This window comes from Caballeronia glathei (assembly GCF_000698595.1).
Lineage (GTDB): Bacteria > Pseudomonadota > Gammaproteobacteria > Burkholderiales > Burkholderiaceae > Caballeronia > Caballeronia glathei.
Map to the genome: position 1 here is coordinate 137042 of NZ_JFHC01000002.1, position 25460 is coordinate 162501.

Below are 25460 nucleotides of genomic sequence, written 5' to 3' on the forward strand. Positions count from 1 at the left end.
CTGAATCAAATCAAGTATATGCGGTGCATGTCCGGACGCAAGTTCGACATGCAGGACATTTCCGCGCCATTTTCCCGCCATTGAATTGCGATAGATTCAAATAAACTTTGAATCGGGGAATTTTTCCCCGAGGCTTCGTACAAACCCCAAGAACTCGGCGCCGCAACCGACGCCGCCCGAGATACCGCCGTGCGGAGCCGCAACCGATGAACCCGCTTACACAACGCTCACTGGAAGTCGATTTCTTTCGGGGAGTCGTGCTGCTTGTGATTGCGGTCGATCACATATCGGGAAGCGTGCTGTCGAATTTCACGCTGCATAAATTCGCGTTTTGCGATTCTGCTGAAGTATTCGTGTTTCTGGGCGGTTATGCGTCGGCGGCGGCGTATACGTCGCTGGCAACGCGTCGCAGCGAGAGTGCGGCGCGCCGACGCTTTTTCAGGCGAAGCTGGGAGATTTATCGCGCGTATTTATTCACCGCGGCATTGATGCTGCTCGGCGGCGCAATGCTGATGCTGCTGCGCATCGATTCGCCCATGCTCGAATACAGCGAATGGCCGGTATTTCTCGGCCGGCCGCTCGATCTGATATTCGAAGTCGCAGTGCTGCGCCATCAGCCGTATTTGTCGTCGGTATTGCCGATGTATGCGCTTTTCGCACTGGCCGTGCCGTTCGTCGTGCCGCTCGCCGAACGCAAGCCGGTTGTCGCGCTGTTCGGCAGCCTCGGCATCTGGCTGTTCGCGTCGACGTTCTCGCACGCGCTGCCTTCCGCTGATGCGCAGGGCTGGTCGTTCAACCCGTTCGCGTGGCAACTGATGTTCACGATGGGAATTCTCGCGCGCACCCAGCCGGTCAGCGCGGCGTTTCACGCGAGCGCGGGCGCCCGCTGGCTCACGCGCGCGGCGCTCGTCGTGGTGCTGACCTTCGCGTTCGCCAAGCTTTTCATCGAGACGCAGCCGCCACCCGGCTACATGAAGCAGAACCTGGCGACGATGCGCATCGTGAGCTTCGTGGTCATCGCCTGGGTGGTGGCGCGGGCCGTGCACGCCGGCTGGATCGGCTCGCTCGCGCGCAGCCTGCCGGGTGTCGTGACGATCGGCCAGCAGGGCCTCGTGTGCTTCATCGCGGGGACGGGCGTGTCCGTCGTGCTCGACTCCGCCTTGCGCGTGATACCCGCCGGGCATTACCAGTGGCTCGCGGGCCTGTCCGCCGATGCGCTCGCCATCGGCAGTCTGCTGTGGTTCGCGCGCTACTGGCGCGACCGGAAGCGCGTGCAGCGCGTGGTGGCCGTCAAGGGCGAGCCGGTGCCCGCGCACGCGGCGAACCGTCGCGACCGGTGAGGGCGCGCCGCGGTTTTTACCCATGCGGGCGCGGCGGGTGAGCCGAATGCTCACGCGCCGCGAAGTGACTCGAAGCAGCGAATCCAGGAACCGCCAGGAATCAGCTCAGCTTGACGTCGCGCGTTTCGCGCATGCAGAGCACCGCGACGAGGCTCACGCCCGCCGCCACCGACACATAGCCGCCCACCCACGCGAGCCCGCCGCGATTCGCGAGCAACTGCGCGATGTACGGCGCGACCGACGCCCCCAGAATCCCGCCGAGGTTATACGCGACGCCTGCGCCCGTGTAGCGCACGCTGGTGGGGAAGAGTTCGGGCAGGAGCGCACCCATCGGCGCGAACGTCACGCCCATCAGGAACAGTTCGAGCGTGAGGAAGAGCGCCACCGCGTAGGTGTTGCCGCTGCCGAGGAGCGACTCCATCGCGAAGCCGGAGAGGATCGCCGCGAGGCAGCCGACGATCAGCACCGGCCTGCGCCCGAAACGGTCGCTCGCGCGTGCGGAGATCGGCGTCGCGATCGCCATGAAGATCACGGCGAAGCACAGCAGGCCGAGGAACTTCTCGCGGGCGAAATGCAGCGTCGAGACGCCGTACGACAGCGAGAACACCGTCGAGATGTAAAAAAGCGTGTAGCAGACGACCATCGCCAGCGCGCCGAGCAGCGTCGGCATCAGGTACTGGCCGAAGAGGGTTGCGATCGGCACGCGCACGCGCTCGTCGCGCTCGACCGCTGCGCGAAACGCCGGCGTCTCGGCGATCTTCAGCCGCACATAGAGGCCGAGCGCGACGAGCACCGCGCTCACGATGAACGGCACGCGCCAGCCCCAGCTGCGGAACTGCTCGTCGGAAAGCGACACTGCGAGGCCGAAGAAAAGGCCGTTCGATGCCAGAAAGCCGATCGACGGCCCGAGTTGCGGGAACATGCCGAACCAGCCGCGCTTGCCCGGCGGCGCGTACTCGGTCGCGAGCAGCGCCGCCCCGCCCCATTCGCCGCCGAGGCCGATGCCCTGCCCGAAGCGCAGGATGCACAGCAGCACGGGCGCGAGACTGCCGATCGAATCGTAGCCTGGGACGAAGCCGATGAGCGTCGTCGAAAGGCCCATCACGAGCAGCGAGGCGACGAGCGTCGACTTGCGGCCGATGCGGTCGCCGAAGTGGCCGAACAGGAACGAGCCGATCGGCCGCGCGACGAACGCGATGCCGAACGTGACGAAGGCGGAGAGCGCCTGCGCGGCGGGCGAGTCGTGCGGGAAGAATACCGGGCCGATGACGAGCGCCGCGGCGGTCGCGTAGACGTAGAAATCGTAGAACTCGATGGCCGTGCCGATGAAGCTCGCGAAGATCACGCGGGAACTGCTGTTTTTTCCGCCGTCGGGCTCGGTGGCGGAAAGCGATGCTGAGGACATGGAAGCTCCGGTTGTCGTTGGCCTGAATGTGCGGTCGCGAAAGGGAGCGGCACGCGTTGGCTGGCGTCGTGGGACGTTCTTGTACGAAATGCGCCGGGCTTTCGCTTGGTGCGAACGGCGTTGCAACGGGTGGCCTGAAGCCTTCGGCCGGGCGGGTGCGCATGAGTAACGCGCGCGGCCGCGCCTGCCAGCCGCATCGCGACACGCGGCGGGTCGGCACGCGGCGCGGCGGCGCCGGACGGGTCCGGCAGGGAGTGGCGAAAATTATAGCGATCGTGCGCGCGTTGTGCGCGGATCGTCCGGGAGGCTAGTCGATGCTCGTCGCCTGCGGCGAGTGCGACGTGCGCAGCTGGAACTGGCCGTTGTCGTTGAAAAGCCAGCCTTCGAAGAGCTCGAGCTGGCCGTTGCCGTTCAGAAGCTTCGGCGGCGGTGCCGGCAGCGGCGACGCGCGGCGCAGAGAGGCGAGCGCGGTGGCTTCGGCTTCGTCGTCGCCGTTGGTGCGGTACACCGCCGAGTTCACCACGCGCCCGTTGCGATCCACCGTGAACGCCACCACGACGAGCGATCGCAGCATCGCCTGCGGCGTGCCCTTGAGCACGAGCGACGGATTGCGCTCGAAGATGCGTTCGGCCACGCGCTGCTTGTACTGGTCGAGGTTCGGGCCGCTCAGCGCGGCGGCCGGCTGCGTCTGGACCGGCTTGGGCGGCGGCGTGATCGTGCAGGCCGCGAGGCCGATCGTGACGATAGCGAAGAACGCGACGACATGCTTTCGGGTCGATGCAATCATGGGACCGCTCTGCGGTTCGCGATACTTTCATGGTAGGCAAAAAAATACCCGGAATGTCGGCACTTTTGTGCGCTCGGGCCCGCAGCTTGCTGACGGATCGGTCACATCCAGACCGGATGAAGGAGCAAGCGATGACAAGCGATCCGAAGCACGCCGGCGATGCGCTGCCGGCGGAGCATAGCGACAACGAGAAGAGCAAGCTGCCCGAGCGCGATGACGACGCGCGCAACCAGGGGCCCAACGACAGGCCGGGAAAGAAGCCGGGAGAAGGGGAGCCGGACGTCGGCTGATTGAAAGTTCGAGCTGTTTGGATGCCGCGTGATGCCGCGTGAAGACGCGAGCGGCCCGCGTTCGTGCGGGCCGCTTACCTTGCAGGCGCTTGCTTGCACGCGCGTGCGCGCGGATCGACGAGAACGCGGCGGGCCGACGGCTCTTTTCGGTGCTAATGTGGTGAGGGGATTGTCCCCAGTCATCGGGAGAACGTGATGTCATCAACCCCGACTTCCAGTCCCGCCGGGACCCCGGCCCGGACCGATCAGCCGCCGCCGGCGGCAGCACCCAGGCCGGCGCCGTCAGCGCCGGAGTCTGCCGACGCCGACAAGGCTGAACCCGCGCCGCACGAAAGGCCGCCCGTCCGATCGGACGACAACTGAGCGGAGCGCTTGAGCGTTCCACGCACGCGGCTCGTCACGCAGGAGCGGCGGGCCGCACGTCGCAATGCCTATTTGCCGGACGGCGCGAGGTCGGCTTTGATCAGCTCGAAACAGTGCGCCGTTGCGCCGCCCCTTTTCGCACGGGCTTCGGCATCGTGCGCGTCGAAACATTTGTACACGCTGTTGGTCCGCTGCAGAAAAAACGTGTCTTCGGATGAAGCGTCAATGCGCGACGCGTTGCCCGTGACGGCGACGATGCTGTAGCCATTCTGCACGAGGTCGAACAAGCTCGTTTCGGTCATCCGCCATTGACTTGTCGGTGCGTCTCCCGCGTGAGCGGACAGTGCGGCAACTGCGAGCGAACAAACAGCGAAGTGGCGAATTTTCATATTCGGATTCCGATCGTGGCGTAGTGCCTTTGGATTCGCTTTCAGCAGCGGGGTTTCAGGAGTGCAGCAATAAGCGTGCGGCGCCGCGATGGCAGGCGGATGCGGCGCTCGCCTTGCTAAGTGCTGTACCGAAAGAGCCAATATTCGCGGGATATTTTTCCCGGTCAGGAGCAAAAAGACGAAGCGATCGAGACTGGCGAGAGGTGTGTGGCAAGTGCTAGTCCCGAGGTGTGGGCGCAGAACACCGGGCTCGTTCAACGCGTTCGCGATTTCCTGCGCGCGAGTTTCCAGTGGCACGATCGGCTAGTGAAGTCCGTCTCCGATCTGGATGTCGTCGAAACCCCGGTGGACAGGGTGCGCGGTGGGAATGTCGTTGTCGTTGCCGAAGAACTTGTGCGTGGGCGGCGGTACCGCGTCGTCAGCGAAACGAGCCGAGTCGTCGTTTTGCGGAGATCGACGAATATCGGTGATGGGACGCACGCCCTCGCGGTCATGCTTCGATTCGAGCATGCAAAGGAGCGGAGAGCCTTATATAGCGGGGGTTCAGTGCTTGTTCGGGATTATTCTGGACGCACTGAGGCAAGGTTTCTGGCGGAGGCGGTGAGATTCGAACTCACGGAAGGATCGCTCCTTCGCCGGTTTTCAAGACCGGTGCCTTAAACCACTCGGCCACACCTCCAGACGGCGCGTATTGTAGCGCAACTCCCCCGGCCGGGCGTAGCCGGGGCCGCGCTCAATCTCGCGCGTCGCGCAGAAAGAGCGCCTGCAGGTCGTTCAGGAAGCGCTGCCCGAGCGGCGTCGGCGCGATGCGCTCGAAGTCGCGCGTAATGAGTCCGCGGCGTTCCGCTTCGACAAGCGCCGGCTCGATCGAGGACATCGCGAGCCCCGTTCTCTCGATGAACGCATGCACCGGGAAGCCTTCGACGAGCCGCAGCGTGTTCAGCATGAACTCGAACGGCAGGTCGCGCGGCCCGACTTCGTGCTCCTCCTGAACGGGGCTGCCGGCAAGCGCCTCGTCCATGTACGTCGACGGATGCTTGTAGCGCGCCTGGCGCACGATTTTCTGCGGGAACGAGAGCTTCGTGTGCGCGCCCGCGCCGATGCCGAGATAGTCGCCGAAACGCCAGTAGTTCAGGTTGTGCCGGCTCTGGCGATGCGGCTTCGCATACGCCGACACCTCGTAGCGCTCGTAGCCCGCCTCGCGCGTGCGCTCGTGGATCCATTCCTGCATGTCGGCGGAGGCGTCGTCGTCGGGAACTTGCGGCGGAAACTTCGCGAACAGCGTGTTCGGCTCGAGCGTCAGGTGATACAGCGACAGATGCGGCGGCGCGAAGCCGATCGCCGTCTCGATGTCGCGGCGGCATTCGTCGAGCGACTGCTGCGGCAGCGCGAACATCAGGTCGAGATTGAAATTGTCGAAATGGCGCGCGGCGATCTCGACGGCCTTCGCCGCCTGCGTCGAATCGTGGATGCGGCCGAGCGCCTTCAGATGCCGCTCATTGAAGCTCTGGATTCCGACCGACAGCCGGTTCACGCCGCTCGCGCGAAACTGCGCGAACTTCGCGGTTTCGAACGTGCCGGGGTTCGCTTCGAGCGTGATCTCGGCGTCGGCGTCGAGCGGCAGGAGGGCGCGCGCGTCGGAGAGCAGGCGGTCGAGCCCTTTTGCGGACAGGAGACTCGGCGTGCCCCCGCCGATGAACACCGTATGCACCTGCCGTCCCCAGACGAGCGGCAGCGCGCGTTCGAGATCGGCGCGCAGCGCGTCGAGATAGCGGTCCTCGGGGAAGGAGTCGCCTTTCCACTCGTGCGAGTTGAAATCGCAGTACGGGCACTTGCGCACGCACCACGGAAAGTGGACGTAGAGCGCGAGCGGCGGCAGCGACGTGAGCCGGATGCTGCCCGGCGACGTGAACGCCTTCACCACGTTGATGGCTTGCGGGCCCGTGCTCACGCGAACTCCTTCAGGCGTGCCAGAAGCTGCTGCAGGGCGATCGCCCGGTGGCTGCCGGCGTTCTTGCGCGCGGGGTCGAGTTCGGCGGCGGTGGCGTTCATCGACGGCACGAAGAAGTGCGGGTCGTAGCCGAAGCCGTTCGCGCCGCGCGGCGCGTCGATGACTTCGCCGTGCCACCGGCCTTCGGCGATCAGCGGTTCGGGGTCGTCGGCGTGACGCACGAGCGCGAGCACGCAGAAGAAGTACGCGCGGCGGTCGGGCACGCCGGCAAGCTCGGCGACGAGCCGCGCGTTGTTCGCCGCGTCGCTCTTTTCGCCGCCCGCGAGTTGCGCATAGCGCGCGGAATACACGCCGGGCGCGCCGCGCAGGGCGCGCACGCACAGGCCGGAGTCGTCCGCGAGCGCAGGCAGGCCGGTTGCCGCCGACGCATGGCGCGCCTTCGCGAGCGCGTTTTCGACGAACGTCGCGTGCGGCTCCTCCGCTTCGGACACGCCGAGCGCGCCCTGCGCGATCAGTTCGATGCCGGCCGCGCCGAGCAGCGACGCGAATTCGCGCAGCTTGCCCGCATTGTTCGACGCGAGCACGACGCGTGTCAGGTCATTGCCTTCAGTCACCATGAAGCTCCAGTGCGGCCTTCTGCCTGGCGATCAGCGCGTCGATGCCGCTTTGCGCGAGATCGAGCAGCGCGTTCATTTCGGCGCGCGAGAAGGGGACGCCTTCGGCGGTTCCCTGCACTTCGACGAAGCCCCCCGCGCCCGTCATGACGACGTTCATGTCGGTGTCGCACTGCGAGTCCTCGTCGTAGTCGAGATCGAGCACCGGCTCGCCTTCGTACACGCCGACCGAAATCGCGGCGACGAAGTCGTTGATCGGCGACTCGGCGATGCGGCCCGCTGCGAGCAGCTTCGAGACCGCGTCGTGCGCGGCGACGAACGCGCCCGTAATGCTCGCCGTGCGCGTGCCGCCGTCGGCCTGGATCACGTCGCAGTCGATATGCAGCGTGCGCGCGCCGAGCTTGGAGAGATCGAACACGGAGCGCAGCGCGCGCCCGATCAGGCGCTGGATTTCCTGCGTTCGGCCGGTCTGCTTGCCGCGCGCGGCTTCGCGGTCGCTGCGCGTGTGCGTGGCGCGTGGCAGCATGCCGTATTCCGCCGTGAGCCAGCCCTGCTCGCGGCCGCGCAGGAATTCGGGCACGCGCTCGGCGACGCTCGCGGTGCAGATCACCTTGGTGTCGCCGAATTCGACGAGCACCGAGCCCTCGGCATGCTTCGTGTAGTGACGCGTGATGCGCACGTCGCGCAGCTGGTTCGCGCGGCGGCCGCTCGGGCGGTCGAAGGAAGCGGGCGTAAGCAGGGTGGAGTCGGTCATGGATGGCGGGAGAAGTAGGGGTCGGAGAGCAAGAACGCGCGAAGCGCGGCGCAACTGGTGATTTTATCGTCAATCGCGCCCGCCGTTCTGCGGGCCACACAAGCGGTACCGGCAACACCGGTGACACCGGTACGCCCTACGCGTTTCGGCAAGCCGCGGCGGTAAAAATGGGATAATGTGCCCTTCCTCGCCTGGCCAACATCGCGTGCTCAATCCATGCACGGACACAGCCGGGCGCTCGTTGCAAACCGGCCTTCGTTCCGAAGGCCCACACCGCGAGACGTACCATGATCTACAGCATGACAGGCTATGCCAGCGCGACGCGCGAAGTGGCGGCGGACGGCGCGGGACCCAATGCGTCCGGCGTCGGCGTATCGGTGGAGTTGCGCACGGTGAATTCGCGCTTTCTCGACCTCAATTTCCGCATGCCCGAAGACGTGCGCGCCTGCGAGCCGCATTTCCGCGAAATGCTGATGACGAAGCTCTCGCGCGGCAAGGTGGATATCCGCATCAACCTGAACCGCGCGGAACAGACGGCGACGGCCGGCGCGCTCAACCGCGATGCGCTTTCGCAGCTCGCCGCGCTGGAACGATCGGTGCTGGAGATTTTTCCTGAAGCCGAACGCATGCGCACCGGCGAAATCCTGCGCTGGCCCGGCATTCTGGCCGAGGGCGGCGTGTCGCCGGAGTCGCTGCGCGAAGCGGTGCTGGCGTGCGGCAAGCAGGCAATCGCCGATCTCATCGACGTGCGCGCGCGCGAAGGCGCAGCGCTCGCGGCCGTGCTGATCAACAACGTGACGGAGATGGAAGCGATCGTCGCGCGCATCACGCCGCTCGTGCCGGAACTGATCGCGAAGCACCAGCAGAAGATCGTCGAGCGGCTGCAGGACGCGCTCGGCATCGCCGCGCCGGAAGGCACGCCGACCAGCTTGCCGCGCGAGGAGATCGCGGAGCGCATTCGCCAGGAAGTGACGATCTACGGCATCCGCATCGATATCGCGGAAGAGCTGCAGCGGCTCACCGCCCACCTCTCCGAGACGCGCCATGTGCTCCAAAAGGGCGGCAAGGTCGGCAAGCGGCTCGATTTCATGATGCAGGAGCTGAACCGCGAGGCGAACACGCTCGGCTCGAAGGCGGCTGCGAAGGAACTCGCCGACGCCTCGATGACGCTCAAGCTGCTGATCGAGCAGATGCGCGAGCAAGTACAGAACCTGGAGTGACGCTGCAATGACCACCACGACGCACGGTACGCATCTCAGCGCCTACACCGGTATCTATCCGGGCAATCTCTTCATGGTCGTCGCGCCCTCGGGCGCCGGCAAGTCGACGCTTGTCAACGCGCTTCTCGCGCAGGACCAGGCGATCCGCCTGTCGGTGTCGTACACGACGCGCGCGCCCCGTCCGAAAGACCAGAACGGCGTGCAGTATCACTTCGTGTCGGTCGACGAATTCATGGAGCGGCACGCGAAGGGCGAATTCCTCGAAAGCGCGGAAGTGCACGGCAATTACTACGCGACCTCGCGCGTGTGGATCGAGGAGCAGATGAAAAGCGGCCACGACGTGCTGCTCGAAATCGACTGGCAGGGCGCGCAGCAGGTCAAGAAGCGGTTCAGGAACGCGGTCGAGATCTTCATTCTGCCGCCGTCGCTCGACGCGCTCGAAGACCGCCTGAAAAAGCGCGGCCAGGACCCGCAGAACGTGATCGTGCGGCGCCTGCTCGCGGCCGGCAGCGAGATGGCGCACGCGCCGGAAGCGGAATACGTGGTGATCAACGAGAATTTCGAGCGCGCGCTCGCGGAACTGCAGTGCCTCGTCAAGGCGACGCGCCTTCGCTTCGGCTCGCAATACGCCCGCCACACGCAGCTTTTCGTGGAACTGGGGATTCACACGCCGCACGCCTCGTGATCAGGGCATTCTGGTCACATAAGGTAGAATGAAGAACATATCCAGAAGGAAACAAACATGGCCCGCATCACCGTAGAAGACTGTCTTAAACAGATCCCGAACCGTTTCGAGCTGGCGCTCGCGGCGACCTATCGCGCACGTCAGCTTGCTCAGGGTCATACGCCGAAGATCGAGAGCCGCGACAAGCCGACCGTCGTCGCGCTGCGCGAGATCGCCGCCGGCCAGGTCGGGGTGGAAATGCTGAAGAAGGTGCCTGTCTGAGGCGCTGTTTCGTTTTTGGCTGCCGCCATTGTTGTCGTCGGCCGTTTTTGGCAGTAGCTGGCATGTAGTTGGCAGATTTTTCGCAACCCGGCGCGCCCGCGTCATCCACTACGGAGGCGAACATGAGTCAGACACCGTTGCCCGTCTCCGTCGACGCGGATAGCGACGCCGATCACGAGCTGAACCACGATTCGAGCCGTCCGGCGGCGGCTCGCAAGTACATCGACGCGGTCCTCGAACAGTCGTTCCGCCATCTGTTCGGGCCGACCGCCACGCCTGAGCAGCCCCGCAAGCACGACGTCGTTTCCATCGCGAAACTCACGAATGCGCTTGCGTCCTATCTCTCCCCGGAAGAGATCAAGGAAGTCAAGGCGGCTTTCCATTTCAGCGACGAAGCCCATCTCGGCCAGTACCGGCAGAGCGGCGAGCCGTACATCACGCATCCGGTCGCCGTCGCGGAGATCTGCGCGGGCTGGAAGCTCGACGCGCAGTCGATCATGGCCGCGCTCCTGCACGACGTGATCGAGGATCAGGGCGTGACCAAGGCCGAGATCGCGGAGCGCTTCGGCGCGAAGGTCGCGGAACTGGTCGACGGGTTGTCGAAGCTGGACAAGATGGAGTTTCGCAACCGCGAGGAAGCGCAGGCGGAAAACTTCCGCAAAATGCTGCTTGCGATGGCGCGCGATGTGCGCGTGATCCTCGTCAAGCTCGCCGACCGGCTGCACAACATGCGCACGCTCGGTGCGGTGCCGTCGGAGAAGCGGCGGCGCGTGGCGCGCGAAACCATCGACATTTATGCGCCAATCGCGCACCGGCTCGGACTGAACAATACCTATCGCGAGCTGCAGGACCTGAGCTTCGCGAACTTCAATCCGAATCGCTACGCCACGCTCGAAAAGGCGGTGAAGGCGGCGCGTGGCAACCGGCGCGAGGTGGTCGGCAAGATTCTCGAAGCCGTGCAGCGCACCATCGCCGATGCGAAGATCACGGCCGAAGTCACGGGCCGCGAAAAAACCATCTACAGCATCTACAAGAAGATGCGCGACAAGCAGCTGTCGTTCTCGCAGGTGCTCGACGTGTACGGTTTTCGCGTGGTGGTGGACAGCGCGCTCGAATGCTATACGTGCATCGGCGCGTTGCATGCGCTCTACAAGCCGGTGCCGGGCAAGTTCAAGGACTACATCGCGATTCCCAAGGTGAACGGCTATCAGTCGTTGCACACCACGCTCGTGGGTCCGTTCGGCGCGCCGATCGAGTTCCAGATCCGCACGCGCAAGATGCACGAGATCGCGGAGGCGGGCGTCGCCGCGCACTGGCTGTACAAGAACGGCGGCGCGGACCTGAACGACGTGCAAAAGCGCGCGCACCAGTGGCTGAAGTCGCTGCTCGACATTCAGAGCGAAGCGGGCGACTCGAGCGAATTCCTCGAACACGTCAAGATCGACCTGTTTCCGGACGCCGTCTACGTATTCACGCCGAAGTCGAAGATCATGCCGCTGCCGCGCGGCGCCACGGCGCTCGACTTCGCGTATTCGATCCACAGCGACCTGGGCAACCAGTGCGTCGCGGTGAAGATCAACAACGAGCTGCTGCCGCTACGCACCGAGCTGAAGAGCGGCGACATCGTCGAGGTGATCACCGCGCCGTATTCGAAGCCGAATCCCGCGTGGCTCGGCTTCGTGCGCACGGGCAAGGCGCGCTCCGCCATTCGGCACTATCTGAAGACGATGCGGCTGAACGAGTCGGTCCAGCTCGGTGAGCGGCTCGTCGATCAGAGCCTCAAGGGCTATGGGCTGGCGCTGTCCGAAGTCACGCCGGAAGTGTGGGAAAAGCTCGTGCAGTGGACCGGCAACAAGACGCGCCAGGAGATTTTCGCCGACATCGGCCTTGGCCGGCGCGTCGCGGCGGTGATGGCGAAGCGCATCGAAGTGTTGATGAACGGTCGCGACGACGACGATTCCCCGCGCGAGCACTACACCACGAATACGGCGCCGCCGGTCGTCATCACGGGCACGGAGGGCATGTCGGTGCAGCTGTCCGCGTGCTGCCGCCCGATTCCCGGCGACGACATCATGGGCTACATCGGCATCGGCCTCGGCATGGCGATCCATACCACCGACTGCCGCGTCGCGCAGCGCATCCACCGGCGCGATCCGGGCCGCTGGATCGACGTCGCGTGGGCGCCGCAGCCCGGGCGCCTGTTCGACGTCGCCGTCAAGGTGCTCGTCAAGAACACGAAGGGCGTGTTCGCCCGCGTCGCCGCCGACATCACGTCGGCCGACGCCAACATCGTCCACATCGCGATGGACGAGGATCCGCTGCAGGAAGCGACGCTCCTGCGCTTCGTGATCCAGGTCAGCGACCGCGTGCATCTCGCAAACGTGATGCGCCGCGTGCGGACCAATCCGGACGTGATGCGCATCGCGCGCGAGCGTCCGAGCGACGAGCCGCATCATCGCAACCAGGAAGGCGGCATGCGCATCGACCGCGAGCGCGCGGATTACTGACGTCGCCTGGAGTGGTTGCCGTGTCCGGAGCGCCGGGCACTGGAACGTAACGTGCATGCCCGTATCCGACGACGTCACGAGGGGCACACCATGAACACATCCGATCTCGAAGGCGCCGCGCTCGATTACTGGGTGGCGCGCGGCCTGCACGAATTCGTGCGCGAAATTCACTTCACCGACAGCGGCGAAACGCTCTCGATCCGCGGCAACGACCGGGGCAAGCCGTGGGACGGGCGCTTCTTGCCGTCGACGTCCTGGGAGGCGGCTTCCGTCGTTCTCGAGCGCGCGTGCCGGCTCGAAATGAGCGATCACGGACGCGGCGAAGTCGTCTGCGAGGCGACCTTCGGCCGGGAGGGCAAGCCGGTGGAGGGGCGGGGCGCGTCGCTCAGGCTCGCGTTGCTGCGCTCGTTCGTGCGGCACACGTTCGGCGACACCGTCGACGACGATTTCCTGCGCCGCCCGCAGACCTTGCTCGGCGCGCGGGCGGAGGCGATCGGGGAGCAGAGCGCGGTGGCGTCGGTGGAGGACATTCCCGCGCCCGACGGGCGCATCGGCGATATCGGGTCGGCGCCGCGCCAGTAGGTGAAAGGCCGGGTGGAAAAGGGCGCAGACAAGGGACGCGGGCAAAACAAAAAGGGCCTTCCGGATGGAAGGCCCTTCGAAGGGTGGCGCGGCTGGCAGGATTCGAACCCACGACCCCTTGGTTCGTAGCCAAGTACTCTATCCAACTGAGCTACAGCCGCACGCAAAACCGATACTTCTTTGTGACTTCACCGCGCTAATGGTTAAACGCGTTTTGTTGCTTTCGTGCTTCCCGGTTCCTTCGGGTTCCCTCGGGTTCCATAAGGAAGACGATTTGAATAAGTGGTGCGGCTGGCAGGATTCGAACCCACGACCCCTTGGTTCGTAGCCAAGTACTCTATCCAACTGAGCTACAGCCGCACGCAGAAGCGAGATTATAGCGAAGGCTATCTGAAAAAGGAAGGGCTGAAGGGGATTTTATCGGCTGCGAGCGGCCTTCGTGTTACCTTGTATGTAAGCGATCCTGCTTCTCTACAGGCATTTTTGAGTGGTTTGCACCATGAACAAAGCATTTGTCAAAGAGTCCGACGAGTCCGACGACGATCTCGATATCGCCCAGCCGGATGTGCCCGCCGGTACCAAAAACTACATCACGCCGGCGGGTCACCAGCGCCTGCGCGACGAACTGCTGCATCTGCTCGACGAGGAGCGCCCGGAGGTCGTGAAACTGCTGTCGTGGGCGGCGTCGAATGGCGACCGCTCGGAGAACGGCGACTATATCTACGGCAAGCGGCGTCTGCGCGAGATCGACCGGCGCATCCGCTTTCTCACGAAACGGCTCGACCTGGCGGAAGTCGTCGACAGCAGCAGGCAGGAGAATGTCGATCAGGTTTTCTTCGGCGCGACGGTCGACTATGCAGGCGACGACGGCGAAGAGCATACGGTGACGATCGTCGGCGTCGACGAAGTGGATCTGGACCACGGGCGCGTCAGCTGGATCTCGCCGATCGCGCGCGCGCTGCTGAAGGCGAAAATCGGCGACACAGTGGCCTTGCACACGCCGGCGGGCGTCCAGCAGATCGATATCCTCGACGTGCGCTATCCGGCCAAGGCCTAGCGTCCGCTGGAACGGGGCGCAAAAAAAGGCGCCGCAAGCGGCGCCTTTTGTACAACGGTACTGCTCGTGCGGCTTAGAAGCGGTGACGCAGGCCAATCGTTGCCGAAACCTGGTTTTCGGTCGACGACACGCCAACACCCGTGATCGTTGCGCCGAGGCCCGGAACGTTGTCGCCGTCCGACACGTGCTGGTATTCGCCTTGCAGGTACACGTCCGTGCGCTTCGACAGCGCGTAGGCCGTCTGCAGGCTGACCTGGTGGAACTTCGGCGACTCGCCGCTGATGCGGCTGTCGGTGTACGTGTACGCACCTGCGACGCTCAGGGCCGGCGTCAGGCTGTAGCGGCCGTTGACTTCGTAGTTGGTGAAGCGCGCATGGCTTTCGCTGAAGGGGATCGCAGCGCCGCCCGTGCCTGCTGCCGTCACGCCGAGCGCGTTGTCGAGCATGGTTTGCGTGAACACGAAGCCGACCGTCGCCGGGCCGAACGCGTAGCTCAGACCGCCGCCGAACGTGCGCTGACGGCCAGCAGCCAGCGGATTGTCGCCGCTCACTGCGCCCAGGGCGTTCGGAACTGCCTGGTTGACGTCGTTGTTCAGTTGCAGGTAAGCCGCAGCGATGTTCAACGGACCGTAGTTGTACGATGCGCCGACGCTGTAAGCGCGGTTATCAGCAAAGCCGCCCGCTTCGTTCGAGAAGCCGTACATGCCGCCGAACTTGAAGCCGCCGAAGTTCGCGCTCGTGTACTTGACCGAGTTGTTGACGCGGAACGAGTTGTCGAGGTTGTCGTTGTCGAACGGGTGGGCGAACTGCGTGCCGCCGTATTGCGTACCCGTCAGGGCGAGAGGCCCGAGGTAGTCGACGACGGAGTCATACTGGCGACCGAGGGTCACCGCACCGTACTGCTCGCCCGAAATGCCGACGAATGCCTGACGGCCGAATTCACGTCCGCCCTGGCCCAGCGTGCCGTTGAAGATGTTGAAGCCGTTTTCCAACACGAAGATTGCCTTCAGGCCGCCGCCGAGGTCTTCAGCGCCGCGCAAGCCCCAGCGGCTGCCGTTCACCGAACCGCTCGTCGCCTTGAAGTTGCTGTGGCCTTGTTGGTTGTTCGTATAGGTGATGCCTGCGTCGATCAAGCCGTACAGCGTAACGCTGCTTTGCGCTTGAGCGGCGGTAGCAAATACGCCCGTCAGGGCAGCGACCATGAGAGTCTTTTTCATCTTTGTAACTCCGAGAGCAGATTGGGCCTAAATGAACCCAGGCTTGAAGGAAACCTTCTCCGACGCGCTGCGAGAGGCGAGTCAGGTTGAGCGATATGTTCAGGAAACGAACATATTTGTTTCCGGACCAGACGAAGTGTAAAGACGGTGTTAACAGCCAGACATTCCGATTTACGCAATAAAGTATTCTTCGATCGGCAATGATCGAATCACGCCGTTTCGGCCTTTACTGGTAAGGGTTTGCGGCAAGAAAGGCGGGGTACGGGAGGGGTGTCAACCGCACGGCGTTGCGTTGTTGCGACACGCTTCGACGCGCAAATACAACAGGAAAAGTCCGATTCTGGATTGTTGATTTAACTGCAATAGTTGATTGCTGTTTTTACTGGTAATTTTTTCCAGAACCGCCGCTATACTTGTTTTGCTGCTTTCCGAAGCAGACTTTTTCGTTGACGGAAAAGATCTCCAAACCTTTGTCAGCGCGACCTCCAAGTCGCGCTTTTTTTTTGTCTTCGGCTCTCAGGCTGCTCCCGGCTGGGCGTCGTCCATTGCGCGCCGCTCGCCGAAGTCGTGCTCTGGCGGAAGCGTCCAATCTTCCATGATGTAATGACGAGCGTCTATCGGGGATGACAGCAGGTTCTGCCAGTGGTCACCGTGCCAAGACGGATCGAGATCGAACGCAGCGACAGGGTGACGTTGCATCGTGCGCCGGCGACGAAAAGAATGATTTCAGCCACTGCCCCGCGCGCTTGAATTCGGTCATCACGAGGAACTCCCCTTTCTTCTGCATATTGGCCGTCATATTGCTGATGGGTGCACGCTTCAACAATACGCAGAAACACTTACGATTGGATAAATCTTGTTACAAATAGGACAAGTGTTTCCGGACATTAATCGTCATCGAAGTGTGATACGCGGGTGCGCCGATTGGGCTTTTTCTGTTTAAGCGCATTAATAAATCACGTCGTTATTGATTCCTCTTGACGCTGCGAACGCGTCCTTATATAAAAGGCGACACCGCGCGTTTGGCCGATAGCGTCCAGGCGATCATTGCGGTGTTACAGGGCTTGGCCCGTATTTATCAAACTTCGAAGGAACAAGGTATATGGAAACCGGTATCGTCAAATGGTTTAACGATGCTAAAGGCTTTGGCTTCATCACGTCGGATACAGGCGGTGAGGACCTGTTCGCGCACTTCTCCGAGATCCGTGCCGACGGCTTCAAGTCGCTCAAGGAGAACCAGCGGGTGTCGTTCGAGGTGAAGACCGGCCCGAAAGGCAAGCAGGCAGCCAACATTCGCGGACTCTAAGCCGTCAGCAGTTTCGGCGCAAAGAATCGGGAAGCCCCCTGCGAGAGCAGGGGGCTTTTTTATTGCGTGTCGGGTAATCGAGAGTTGCGCTCCAATGCGCAATCTGTTTATTGCCTCAATCGTGCCGCCAGTTCGTGCCGGAGGCGGGCCGATTTAATCCTTGCCATCAGGCGGTCGAGATTTATTTTTAATGCTGCGTAAATCGGGGTTAATGCTGATGCATCCGCGCAGACCCGGATTAATCCGGCGATGCGTTTAGTCTTATATAGAGGGATATCCTGTTCACCCGCGCGTCCTGTTCATGCTGGCCCCCTGCGCTAAAATGAGCGGATCCCTCACGCGTCCGCGCTCCCGAGATTCACTCCCGAATCCGCGATGCCCGGCGCCTCCCATATCGCGATGCACGCTCTTTCCCCGTTTCCCAGCAGCGAATTCCCCGCCGGCCCCGTCGTTTTTGTCGACCTCGAGACAACGGGCGGCACGTTCGGCATCGATCGGATCACCGAGATCGGAATCGTCGAGGCGGGTCCGTCCGGCGTGACGCAGTGGAGTTCACTCGTGAACCCGCAGAAGCCCATTCCCGCCTTCATTCAGCAGCTGACCGGCATCAGCGATGCGATGGTTCGCGACGCGCCGACGTTTGACGAACTCGCGCCCGCGCTCTTCGAGCGCATGAACGGCCGCCTTTTCGTCGCGCACAACGCGCATTTCGACCACGGCTTCCTGCGCGGCGAATTCAGGCGGATGGGCCTCAAGTTCCAGCCGGACGTGCTGTGCACGGTGCAGTTGTCGCGGGCGGTCTATCCGGAAGAGCGGCGTCATGGGCTCGACGCGCTCGTCGAGCGGCACGCGCTCGTGCCGTCGGCGCGGCACCGGGCGCTCGCCGACGCCGAATTGATCTGGCAATTCTGGCAGCACCTGCATCGCTCCCATTCGGCCGACATCCTGCGCGGCCACATGGACCGGGTCACGCGCCGCTTCCAGCTCGCCGGCGACATCGACGAGGACACGATCGAGCGCATTCCCGCCGGCTGCGGGATCTACGTGTTCTTCGGGGAGGGCGACGTGCCGCTCTTCGTCGGCAGAAGCGTGCGGTTGCGCCAGCGCGTGCGTTCGCATCTGACGGGTCCGCGCCGTTCGGCGAAGGACCTGCGGCTCGCGCAGCTCATCCGGCGCGTCGAATGGACGGCGACGGGCGGCGAGATTGGCGCGCTGCTTGCCGAGGCGGGGGCGGTCGCGCGGCTGCGGCCGCCGCACAATCGCGTGCCGCGATCGCGGGGCGACGATCCGCGCGGCTCGGTGTGGCCTTATGCGGGCGCGATCGCGATCGAAGAGCGCGATGCCGCGACGGGGTTGCCGGCGTGGCACGTCATCGACGGATGGCAATACCTGGGGACGGCGGCCTCGCTCGCCGAAGCGGCGGCGTCGCGCGCAGTGTCGCTGGCGCCCGGTTTCGAACTGTCGACCTACCGCATCCTGAGCGAGCGCCTCGCGCGCGGGCTCGCCTTCGTGCCGCTGGACGCGATCGCCGGCAACGCGCTCCCTCAGCCGACGGCGCCGACGCCGCCCGCGGCGCAGACATGTGACAGTGCGCGCGAAAGCGGCGCGTTCTGATTCGCGTCGTAGCGCGTCATGTGCTTCCAGCGCGCGACGCTGTCGGCGAGCCGCAGCGGGCAATCCTGCTCGTGGCGCACCGGTTCGACGCGCGCCAGCGCGGCGATCAGCGATTGCGTGAGCCGGTCGAGCTTCGGGCGGGTGTCCGTCCCGAGGTCCGGCGCCGCCCCTTCGGGCGGCCGCGCCCCGCGCCACTGCTCGAACAGCGCGTTCTGCACGTCCTTGCTCGCTTCGATCTGGTCGCGGAAGAATTGCTGCGCGAATGCCGGGTCGATACCCGCCGCGCGGGCCTTCTTGTCGACGCTCGCGAGCAGCGCGGCCTCGCGGGGCGCGTCAGTGATCGGTTCGTGGCGCGCCCACTTCCAGCGCGCGACGGGTTCGGCGAGCGCGAGGCGCTGCGACGTCAGGGCAACCAGATTGGTGAGCGGGGTGTCATCGCCATTCGCGTGCGCGGGCGAAACGCAGGCGACGCAAGCCATGACGAGGGCGGCAGACGTGCGCAATGAAAACGCGAGGCGGGAGCAGGAGAAGGAAAAGGGCGGTAGACGACGCATTGCGGGCGCTGGATGAGTGAAAAACCCAGCATAGCGCACCGTGGCAACGCTCGCCGTTATGGGCGCGTACGGCCCCTCGCGCGGGACGGCGCGCTCACTGACGGCATGCGCGACGATCCCTGGCGCAAGCCATTGCTGGTTGTTGACGTCCGCGCGTGGACAACTGCGCGTTGCGTCGTTCACACGACGGCGACGTGGCGATTCCGGAACCGGCGCTTATTTGCTTTCGCGCTGGCTGCGTTGTTCGTCGAAGAACGCCCGGACATGCTCGGGCAGTTCCGCGGCCAGGAATTCGACCCCGACCGGTTCCGGATCCGGACAAGAAACCGTGTCGGGGGTCGGAATTTTCGTCGGCTTGGCGTCCATCATCTCTCTCCTTAAGTCACACGATTATCGATCTCGATTTTAGGTTCGTACCAGCATCGATTGCGCTGCCGGAACAAATGCACATCTCTTGTTGCTTTATCGGAACAGCGTCGCAATTCCTTGAGCCTCGGCGATAAAATCGAACGATTGACCGATGCGTGCATGAACGTTCGCAAAATTTACGTTCGACAATCATGCGGCTTCATTTACCGGTTTCTCGTTCCCAGCAGCAATTTGTCCCTGCTGCGCCGCGCTGCGGGCCGCCACGGCCCTGCGGCGCTGGCTTCGCAGTGAACGCTCAATTCCACTTTACCGTTTCCTCTATGGATATAACGATACCGGGAAACCATCGTTGACGGACTATTGCGCGCTGGGGAATAATAATCCGGGCGTGTGCAAGCGCACAAAATTCGCCTTATTCGCGGCGCTTGCAAATTCATGGTATTCGCAGCCTGCGAATAACCCGTCCAAAGCCGGCCGCTTATAACGAAAAACACATTAATGCGTGGCTTTATTCCGTCCGCGAGCGATACATAGGTACGAGGCAGGCGAGGAAGCCAGAGAGATGCGCGGAAGCCGAACGGCCTGCGCCAAATGAAAAACCCGCGAAGCCGAAAGACGACGCGGGTTTTTGTATGATGCTTGGTGCCGGAAAGAGGAATCGAACCCCCGACCTTCGCATTACGAATGCGCTGCTCTACCGTCTGAGCTATTCCGGCATCAGGGAAACGAGATTATAGGGAGTTTTTGCTGAGTTTGGCAATACCCCGATCAATTTTTCTTTTCCAGATGGTATCGGGTCACGCGATCCACCTCGTTCTTCGAGCCGAGGAACACCGGAACGCGCTCGTGGAGGCTTTGCGGCTCGATGTCGAGGATGCGCTGGTGGCCGTTCGTCGCGGCGCCGCCCGCCTGCTCGACGATGAACGCCATCGGGTTTGCCTCGTACATCAGGCGCAGCTTGCCCGGACGATCCGGCGTGCGCTTGTCGGCGGGATACATGAAGATGCCGCCGCGATTCAGGATGCGGTGCACGTCCGCGACCATGGACGCCACCCAGCGCATGTTGAAATCTTCCTTGCGCGGGCCGTCCTTGCCCTCATTCAGCTCGTTTACGTACTGCTGGACAGGCTCGTACCAGTGGCGGGCGTTCGACGCGTTGATCGCGTACTCCTTCGTTTCGACCGGAACCTGCATATCGCTTTGCGTGAGCACCCACGAGCCGAGCTCGCGATCGAGCGTGAAGCAGTTCACGCCGTTGCCGGTGGTGAGCACGAGCACCGTCTGCGGGCCGTACACCGCATAACCCGCGGCGACCTGCGCCGAGCCGGGCTGCAGGAATGCCTGTTCGCTCGGCTCCACGCCGTCCGGGCAGCGCAGTACGGAAAAAATGGTACCGATCGACACGTTGACGTCGATGTTCGAGGAGCCGTCGAGCGGATCGAACGTCAGCAGATAGTTACCCTTCGGGTAGCGATTGGGAATCGGGAAAATCTTCTCCATTTCCTCTGACGCCATCGCGGCGAGGTTGCCGCCCCATTCGTTGGCGTCGAGCAGAATTTCGTTCGACAGAATGTCGAGCCGTTTCTGCACCTCGCCCTGCACGTTTTCGCTGCCGGCGCTGCCGAGCGCCTCGCCGAGCGCGCCTTTGCTCACCTGGTAGCTGATCTGCTTGCAGGCCCGCGCGACGACTTCGATGAGCAGACGCAGGTCCGCCGGGAGGTTCTGGTGTTCGCGTTGCTGCTCGATCAGATATTTGGTGAGGGTGGTGCGGCGGGAAATCGACATGCTTGAGGACATGCTTGGCTCCAGGAGCGTTTGACGAATGCCCTGATTCTACCCGCTCGAAACTAACGCTCGATGTGACGACCGTCCGGCGCCTCGGTTTCGGGTGCGCACAGGCAGGCGCCGCGGCATGCCGTGCCGGCGATTCAAGGGTTGCCGGCAGTCGGGGCGGCGAAAAGCCGGCCAATCCGCCGAAGAAAAAAATAACCGGCGCGCGAGGCGCCGGTTCCGAGGGCAAATCGGCCGGGAAGCGCTCAGGCAAGCGCCTTTTCGACGATTTCCCGCACGTCGCGCGATTTCACCTTCGATGCCACGTCCGTCAGCGCTTCGTGCATCTTTTCGCGCAGGTCCGGCGTGAAGCGCCGCCACAGTTCCAGGCCGCGGGCGAGCCGGGCGGCGACCTGCGGATTGAGCGCGTCGAGCGCGATCACCTGTTGCGCCCAGAACGCGTAGCCGGAGCCGTCGGCGGCGTGAAACTGCGCGGGATTGCCGCTGCAGAAGCTGAAAATCAGCGAGCGGGCCCGATTCGGGTTCTTCAGCGTGAACGCGGGATGCTGCATCAGCCTGCGCACGATGTCGATCACGTTGCGGTTCGGGCCGCCGCGCTGCGTCGCCTGCAGGGCGAACCACTTGTCGATCACGAGCGGTTCGTTTTCGAAGCGCCGGTAGAAGTCTTCGAGCGCCGCGTCGGCGGCCGTCGCGTCACCCTTCGCCGACGCGCCTGCCATCAGGAGCGCCGAGAGCGCCGCCGAACGGTCCGTCATGTTGTCCGCGCTGTCGTACTGCGCGCGGGCGAGGCGAACGGCGTCGGCGGGGTCGTCGAACTGGCTCAGGTACGCAAGGGCGAGATTCTTCAGGCCGCGCTTGCCGGCGTCTTCGGGTGTCGGCCGGTAGCCGCCCGGCGTCCGGTTCGCTTCATAGGCGGCGAGCCACTTCTGCCGCAGTCCCGCGGCGAGCCGGCCGCTCACGAACACGCGCGCGGCGTGGACCGCGGCCGGATCGGACACCGACATCTGCTCGGCCAGATAGCTTTCCGAAGGGAGCATCAGCGCCAGTTCGCGGAACGCGGGCGAAAGCGTTTCGTCGTCGAGCACCCGGGCGAAGGCTGCGACGACCTCGTCGTCGAGCGAGAGCGCTTCGCCTTTCGCGGCCCGGCCGGCCAGCGCGAGCAATTCGCGCGTAGCGAGCCGCTGGCCGGCTTCCCAGCGGTTGAACGGGTCGCTGTCGTTGGCGAGCAAGAACGCCAGTTGCGGGTTCGTGTAGTCGTATTCGACGATCACCGGCGCCGAGAAATTGCGCAGAAGCGAGGGCAGCGGCTCCTCGGCCACGTCGACGAAGGTGAATGACTGTTCGCGCCCGGTCAGCTCGAGCACGCGCGTCGTGCCCTGCGGCTCTTTCTCGCCGTCGAGCCGCAGCGGCAGGTCGGCACCTTTCGCGCCGATCAGCCCGACCGACACCGGGATCAGGAGCGGCCCCTGTTGCGTGGCGCGCGCCGCCTCCGACGCCTCGCCGTAACCCTGCGTGAGCGTCATCGTGTAGCGCTTCGCGGCGGCATCGTAGGACGTGCGCACGCCCACGCGCGGCGTGCCCGCCTGGCTGTACCAGCGCTCGAACTGCGCGAGATCGCGGCCGTTGGCGTCCGCCATGGCGTGGCGGAAGTCGTCGCAGGTGACCGCCTGGCCGTCGTGGCGCTGGAAATAGAGATCCATGCCGCGCCGGAAGCCGTCGCGGCCGAACAGGGTCTGGTACATCCGCACGACTTCCGAGCCCTTCTCGTAGACGGTCATCGTGTAGAAATTGTTGATCTCGACATAGCTTTCCGGGCGCACCGGGTGCGCCATCGGGCCGGCGTCCTCGGCGAACTGCATCTGGCGCAGCACGCGCACGTCCTCGATGCGCTTCGTCGCCCGGGCGGCGTCGCTTGCCGCGCCCGGGGTGTCGCCGGCGGCCATGTCGGCGGAGAACTCCTGGTCGCGAAAGACGGTCAGGCCCTCCTTCAGGCTCAGCTGGAACCAGTCGCGGCAGGTCACGCGGTTGCCGGTCCAGTTGTGGAAATACTCGTGGCCGACCACGGCCTCGATGTTGGAGAAGTCGGTGTCGGTGGCGGTTTCGGGGTTCGCCAGCACGTACTTCGTATTGAAGATGTTGAGGCCCTTGTTCTCCATCGCGCCCATGTTGAAGTCGCTGACCGCGACGATCATGAAGCGGTCCAGATCGAGTTCCAGGCCGAAGCGCCTTTCGTCCCAGCGGATCGAATGGATGAGCGAGTCCATCGCGTGACGGGTCTTGTCGAGATCCTGCGGCTCGACCCAGACCTGCAACAGCTTTTCCTTGCCCGAGCCGGCCGTGATGCGCTCTTCGAGCACAACGAGCTTGCCCGCGACGAGCGCGAACAGATAGCTCGGCTTCTTGAAAGGGTCCTCCCATTTCGCGAAGTGCCGGCCGTCGGGCAGGTCGCCTTGCTCGACGAGGTTGCCGTTGGACAGCAGCACCGGATACGCCGACTTGTCCGCCCGCAGCGTGACCGTATAGGTTGCCATGACGTCGGGGCGGTCGAGGAAATAGGTGATGCGGCGAAAGCCCTCGGCCTCGCACTGCGTGAAGAAGTTGCCGCTCGACACATAGAGGCCCGACAGCGTGGTGTTGGCCGCCGGGTTGCAGAGGCTTTCTATCGTCAGTTCGAAGCTGTCGGGAATATTGTCGATCGTCAACTCGTTTTCGTTGACACGGACGTCGGCATGCACACGGCCGTCGATCGACGCGCGCACGAATTCCAGCTGCTCGCCCATGAGCGCGAGGGCGGGCGCGGCGGCGGCATCGGGGTTGCGGCGCACGCGCATCGTGTTCCTGACGGCGGTGCGCTCGGGCGCGAGGTCGAATTCGAGCGCGACGGAATCGATCAGGAAAGCGGGCGGCGCGTAGTCGGCCCGGCGGATCACGGCAGGTGCGGTCGTGGATGCTGTGGAATTGGACATGGCGAATTCGATAGGGTTGGAAAGCGGCGCTTCATCGCGGCCTGTGCCGGACCATTGTACAAAGGCTCGGGCAATCGTGTGTCCGGCGCGCCCCTGGCCGGATGGCTGACGCAGAATGCTCCAGCCGGCTGCAACATGTGCCGCGCGCGCCGAGTGTGCGAGACTTGCCGACACTTTCTATAACTAAGAAATGCAGGCAACAAAATGAGGATGACCATGAAGTTCGATCGATGGACCGGCGCGGCGCGTGCCGCGCTCGCCGTGAGTTTGATGTGGCTCGCCGGCTGCACGACCTACGTGCAGACGCAGGTGACGGCGTTCTCCGACTGGTCCGGCACCGACGCCGCCCGCACCTATGCCTTCGCCCGCGCGCCCGAGCAGCAGAACAGCATCGAGCAGACGACGTATGAAGTGCTGGTCGCAAACGAGCTCTCGAAGTACGCGTTCCGGCAGGTTCCCGAGGCGAGCGCGCACTATCGTGTGGAACTGGCGTACTCCATCCGCGGCGACGTGATGACGGTGCGCCAGCCGCTTTATTACGATCCGTGGCCGATGTACGGCCCCTACGGCCGTCCGTACTGGGGACCGTGGGGCGCATGGGGTCCGTATGGGCCGTGGGGGCCGGCGAGTTACGGGTACGTCGACCAGAGCTATCCGATCTTCATTCACGCCTTGCAGATCCGCATGACCGACCAGAGCACGGGGCGCGAGGTCTACAAGGTGACGGCGATGAACTCGGGCGGAGAGTCGTCGCTGATTCGCGCGATGCCTTATCTCGTGCAGAGCGCGCTCGCCGATTTCCCGCTCGGCAACGGCACGGTGCGCACGGTGAAGATACCGCTCGACAATGCGGGCGGCGGCGGCAACGAGGCACCCGCGACGGTCGGCGCGAACGAGCAGATGGTTCCGCCGTCGGGCGGCGCGACTGCCTCCAAGCCCGTGCAGTGATCGCCAGATTGGAAGCACGAAAGGTCGCGCGGCTGATCTGACCTGGCCCTGAAAATGACTGGCCCGTGGGCGCAAGCCGCACGGGCTTTTTTTACGCAGCGCAGCGTTCCGGCCCGGAAAATATTACTTCCGCACAAGGCAGCGGGCTTGCCTCCGGCGATGGCTCATCGCCTGGAATCCCCCCGGAAATGCCCGCCGGTTAAGCCGCCCCGCGAGATTCCTCATAAGGTAATGTTTTCGAAAGAAAATCCTTTTCGTTTCAAAATCCGCGCTTTTCTTAGCAAGTGTAAAAACGAAAGGTTTTGCAGCAAAAACCTTTAATAATCCGTGGCGTACGCGCGATTAGATTGCGTGCGAGATGATCTGAAGCGCGAACTTAAGTATGATCTGTGCCGGGCGGCGAAACCGCCTGTCCGCAGTCATCCCGGGCGAAGCGCCCGCGTTAAGCGGACGCTAAACAATTCGCCGCTGATGCCGTTAAAGAGTCTCCA

At 63.9% G+C, this 25460-nt stretch carries 24 protein-coding genes and 4 tRNA genes; 11 read left to right on the plus strand and 17 right to left on the minus strand.

What is annotated here, in order from left to right; genetic code table 11:
- The first annotated feature begins 206 nt into the window (after positions 1–206).
- Positions 207–1340, plus strand: a complete 1134-nt coding sequence (locus tag BG61_RS02435) for an OpgC domain-containing protein (protein ID WP_035926253.1) — start codon at positions 207–209, stop codon at positions 1338–1340.
- A gap of 100 nt (positions 1341–1440) precedes the next feature.
- Here the strand turns inward: BG61_RS02435 and BG61_RS02440 are convergent, their stop codons facing one another.
- Complete coding sequence (locus BG61_RS02440) at positions 1441–2745, minus strand: MFS transporter (protein WP_035926249.1); 1305 nt, start codon at positions 2743–2745, stop codon at positions 1441–1443.
- A 307-nt stretch (positions 2746–3052) separates the two neighbouring features.
- Positions 3053–3532 carry an energy transducer TonB gene (locus BG61_RS02445; RefSeq protein WP_035926246.1) on the minus strand — a complete coding sequence of 160 codons (480 nt, stop codon included), beginning with the start codon at positions 3530–3532 and terminating at the stop codon, positions 3053–3055.
- A gap of 131 nt (positions 3533–3663) precedes the next feature.
- Between BG61_RS02445 and BG61_RS43175 the strand changes: the two genes are divergently transcribed.
- A complete protein-coding gene (locus BG61_RS43175; protein ID WP_169743288.1) occupies positions 3664–3822 on the plus strand; it encodes a hypothetical protein in 159 nt (52 codons plus the stop codon).
- 431 nt (positions 3823–4253) lie between these two features.
- Here BG61_RS43175 and BG61_RS41710 read toward each other — a convergent pair whose 3' ends face one another.
- From BG61_RS41710 to rph, 6 genes are all read right to left on the minus strand, one after another.
- Positions 4254–4871 carry a hypothetical protein gene (locus BG61_RS41710; protein ID WP_129572040.1) on the minus strand — a complete coding sequence of 206 codons (618 nt, stop codon included), beginning with the start codon at positions 4869–4871 and terminating at the stop codon, positions 4254–4256.
- Positions 4872–4877: 6 nt separating this feature from the next.
- A complete protein-coding gene (locus BG61_RS02455; protein ID WP_035926242.1) occupies positions 4878–5084 on the minus strand; it encodes a hypothetical protein in 207 nt (68 codons plus the stop codon).
- A 79-nt stretch (positions 5085–5163) separates the two neighbouring features.
- A tRNA-Ser gene (locus tag BG61_RS02460) sits at positions 5164–5253 on the minus strand.
- A gap of 54 nt (positions 5254–5307) precedes the next feature.
- Positions 5308–6525, minus strand: coding sequence for a radical SAM family heme chaperone HemW (hemW, locus tag BG61_RS02465; protein WP_035926240.1), 1218 nt, complete (start codon positions 6523–6525; stop codon positions 5308–5310).
- The gene (gene rdgB / locus BG61_RS02470; RefSeq protein WP_035926236.1) at positions 6522–7142 is read right to left on the minus strand and encodes an RdgB/HAM1 family non-canonical purine NTP pyrophosphatase; all 621 of its coding nucleotides are present in this window, start codon (positions 7140–7142) and stop codon (positions 6522–6524) included. Before rdgB ends, hemW begins: the two co-directional genes overlap by 4 nt.
- A complete protein-coding gene (rph, locus tag BG61_RS02475) occupies positions 7132–7893 on the minus strand; it encodes a ribonuclease PH (protein ID WP_035926689.1) in 762 nt (253 codons plus the stop codon). Before rph ends, rdgB begins: the two co-directional genes overlap by 11 nt.
- 287 nt (positions 7894–8180) lie before the next feature.
- On the opposite strand from rph, the gene BG61_RS02480 reads away from it, so the two are divergent.
- From BG61_RS02480 to BG61_RS02500, 5 genes are all read left to right on the plus strand, one after another.
- Complete coding sequence (locus BG61_RS02480; RefSeq protein ID WP_035926233.1) at positions 8181–9113, plus strand: YicC/YloC family endoribonuclease; 933 nt, start codon at positions 8181–8183, stop codon at positions 9111–9113.
- A 7-nt stretch (positions 9114–9120) separates the two neighbouring features.
- Entirely contained in the window at positions 9121–9798 is a 678-nt protein-coding gene (gmk, locus tag BG61_RS02485; RefSeq protein WP_035926230.1) for a guanylate kinase, read from the plus strand.
- Between the two features lie 57 nt (positions 9799–9855).
- On the plus strand, positions 9856–10059 hold the full coding sequence (gene rpoZ, locus BG61_RS02490) for a DNA-directed RNA polymerase subunit omega (RefSeq protein WP_006025620.1): 204 nt from the start codon (positions 9856–9858) through the stop codon (positions 10057–10059).
- A gap of 122 nt (positions 10060–10181) precedes the next feature.
- Positions 10182–12566 carry a RelA/SpoT family protein gene (locus BG61_RS02495; RefSeq protein ID WP_035926226.1) on the plus strand — a complete coding sequence of 795 codons (2385 nt, stop codon included), beginning with the start codon at positions 10182–10184 and terminating at the stop codon, positions 12564–12566.
- 90 nt (positions 12567–12656) lie between these two features.
- Positions 12657–13148: a phage protein NinX family protein gene (locus BG61_RS02500; RefSeq protein WP_035926224.1), complete on the plus strand. Its 492-nt coding sequence runs from the start codon at positions 12657–12659 to the stop codon at positions 13146–13148.
- An 84-nt stretch (positions 13149–13232) separates the two neighbouring features.
- Here the strand turns inward: BG61_RS02500 and BG61_RS02505 are convergent.
- A tRNA-Arg gene (locus BG61_RS02505) sits at positions 13233–13309 on the minus strand.
- A 122-nt stretch (positions 13310–13431) separates the two neighbouring features.
- A tRNA-Arg gene (locus tag BG61_RS02510) sits at positions 13432–13508 on the minus strand.
- Positions 13509–13647: 139 nt separating this feature from the next.
- Here BG61_RS02510 and greB point away from each other — a divergent pair.
- Entirely contained in the window at positions 13648–14205 is a 558-nt protein-coding gene (gene greB / locus BG61_RS02515) for a transcription elongation factor GreB (protein WP_035926221.1), read from the plus strand.
- Between the two features lie 73 nt (positions 14206–14278).
- On the opposite strand, the gene BG61_RS02520 is transcribed toward greB, so the two are convergent.
- Complete coding sequence (locus BG61_RS02520) at positions 14279–15421, minus strand: porin (RefSeq protein ID WP_035926218.1); 1143 nt, start codon at positions 15419–15421, stop codon at positions 14279–14281.
- A gap of 516 nt (positions 15422–15937) precedes the next feature.
- Positions 15938–16120, minus strand: a complete 183-nt coding sequence (locus tag BG61_RS44945; RefSeq protein ID WP_035926215.1) for a hypothetical protein — start codon at positions 16118–16120, stop codon at positions 15938–15940.
- A 403-nt stretch (positions 16121–16523) separates the two neighbouring features.
- On the opposite strand from BG61_RS44945, the gene BG61_RS02525 reads away from it, so the two are divergent.
- Positions 16524–16727, plus strand: coding sequence for a cold-shock protein (locus BG61_RS02525; protein WP_035926212.1), 204 nt, complete (start codon positions 16524–16526; stop codon positions 16725–16727).
- Between the two features lie 399 nt (positions 16728–17126).
- Positions 17127–18341, plus strand: coding sequence for an exonuclease domain-containing protein (locus tag BG61_RS02530; RefSeq protein ID WP_051672230.1), 1215 nt, complete (start codon positions 17127–17129; stop codon positions 18339–18341).
- Here the strand turns inward: BG61_RS02530 and BG61_RS02535 are convergent.
- The 5 genes from BG61_RS02535 to pepN form a co-directional block, all read right to left on the minus strand.
- A complete protein-coding gene (locus BG61_RS02535) occupies positions 18272–18895 on the minus strand; it encodes a chorismate mutase (RefSeq protein WP_035926210.1) in 624 nt (207 codons plus the stop codon). The two genes, BG61_RS02530 and BG61_RS02535, sit on opposite strands and share 70 nt — an antisense overlap.
- 216 nt (positions 18896–19111) lie before the next feature.
- Positions 19112–19264 carry a hypothetical protein gene (locus tag BG61_RS43180; protein WP_158447128.1) on the minus strand — a complete coding sequence of 51 codons (153 nt, stop codon included), beginning with the start codon at positions 19262–19264 and terminating at the stop codon, positions 19112–19114.
- A 640-nt stretch (positions 19265–19904) separates the two neighbouring features.
- A tRNA-Thr gene (locus tag BG61_RS02545) sits at positions 19905–19980 on the minus strand.
- Between the two features lie 52 nt (positions 19981–20032).
- A complete protein-coding gene (locus BG61_RS02550) occupies positions 20033–21049 on the minus strand; it encodes a class 1 fructose-bisphosphatase (RefSeq protein WP_035926207.1) in 1017 nt (338 codons plus the stop codon).
- Between the two features lie 251 nt (positions 21050–21300).
- Positions 21301–24021: an aminopeptidase N gene (gene pepN / locus BG61_RS02555; RefSeq protein ID WP_035926205.1), complete on the minus strand. Its 2721-nt coding sequence runs from the start codon at positions 24019–24021 to the stop codon at positions 21301–21303.
- A gap of 216 nt (positions 24022–24237) precedes the next feature.
- On the opposite strand from pepN, the gene BG61_RS02560 reads away from it, so the two are divergent.
- Positions 24238–24969, plus strand: a complete 732-nt coding sequence (locus BG61_RS02560) for a DUF4136 domain-containing protein (RefSeq protein WP_035926680.1) — start codon at positions 24238–24240, stop codon at positions 24967–24969.
- Positions 24970–25460: the final 491 nt, after the last annotated feature.